Source organism: Clostridium sp. Marseille-Q7071 (genome assembly GCF_965112025.1).
In genome coordinates this window covers 1-1,068 of record NZ_CBCOPR010000010.1, presented here as the reverse complement: position 1 = coordinate 1,068, position 1,068 = coordinate 1, and the positions used below count along the sequence as shown (strand labels likewise).

Here is a 1,068-nt window from a genome sequence, read left to right as displayed (position 1 = left end):
ATAATCATATGAGCTTCCGGTATTTGGTAACACGGGTAGGTATATGTTACCCAGAACACCCCATCCATTGTTAGGAGTGGAAAACCTAATAATTAATAACATAGAAATTGAAATATAGAAATTTTGCTTATATTTTCTATGAGTATAAATGGGATATGTCTTATTTGGTGTATTCCATTTTTTATGCTGTTCCGCTTCTTGTGTTTACAGGATTATACTAGATCATTAATTAAGAAATAGATGTTCATTTTTCGTATGCATAAAATTATGGATAACTTTATAATGAGTGTATCAACTATGAAAGGGGTCATAATATGACAATAAAGGAAAAAACAAAATTATTTCGAAGCCTACATAAAGAAAATAAGCCTGTAGTATTATTAAATATTTGGAATGTAGAAAGTGCCAAGGGTCTAACTCATAAAAATATAAATTTAATACCAACTGGAAGCTATGCAATGGCAGATTATTATGATACGAGAATGGAGCAAACCAGCTGTCAATTATAGTTCCTTGCTATATATCTAAGGTACGGTTTATAATTATATCTTAAGTAAATTCAGATTATAGAACCAAATCAACCAAGAAAAGGCTGTGAAGAATTATTACTTCAAGCCATAGTTAAATAGTCTATATTTACTATGACCCTGCAAATTTAGCAAGAGATTTAAGGATTCTAGATCAATTAGGATATAAAACCCTAGAAGTAGAACAAGTAGAAATGTTTCCACGGACAGCACATACAGAAGCCGTGGGGAGAATTGAACCCGCCTGAAACCTTGATAAATAAAGGTGTCCAGGCGGTTTTTAGCTTAGATGATTGTAAGATGACCATTGAAGAGATAAAAAAGATGACATAACCCGTAAAAGAAGTAGAGGCAAGCTTAGAGGCTTGTTTCTTATTTCCGTTGAGGTGGTGGAGATTATTTAGAAGTCATTTGTCAGCACAATAGAAAATGATAGCTCTGTAAATAAAATCACTCAAATCTTCACCACTAAATTGGTTTATATATTTTTTGAATCTGCTATCAAACTTGTAAGTATTTGCGATGCATTTCAGGATTTCAT

At 32.0% G+C, this 1,068-nt stretch carries 2 protein-coding genes; one reads left to right on the top strand and one right to left on the bottom strand.

Annotated elements, in window-relative coordinates; genetic code table 11:
* Positions 1–314 precede the first annotated feature (314 nt).
* Positions 315–509 carry a hypothetical protein gene (locus tag ACWPW7_RS23365; RefSeq protein WP_454054975.1) on the top strand — a complete coding sequence of 65 codons (195 nt, stop codon included), beginning with the start codon at positions 315–317 and terminating at the stop codon, positions 507–509.
* A gap of 425 nt (positions 510–934) precedes the next feature.
* On the opposite strand, the gene ACWPW7_RS23360 is transcribed toward ACWPW7_RS23365, so the two are convergent.
* Entirely contained in the window at positions 935–1,060 is a 126-nt protein-coding gene (locus tag ACWPW7_RS23360; protein WP_454055645.1) for a hypothetical protein, read from the bottom strand.
* Positions 1,061–1,068: the final 8 nt, after the last annotated feature.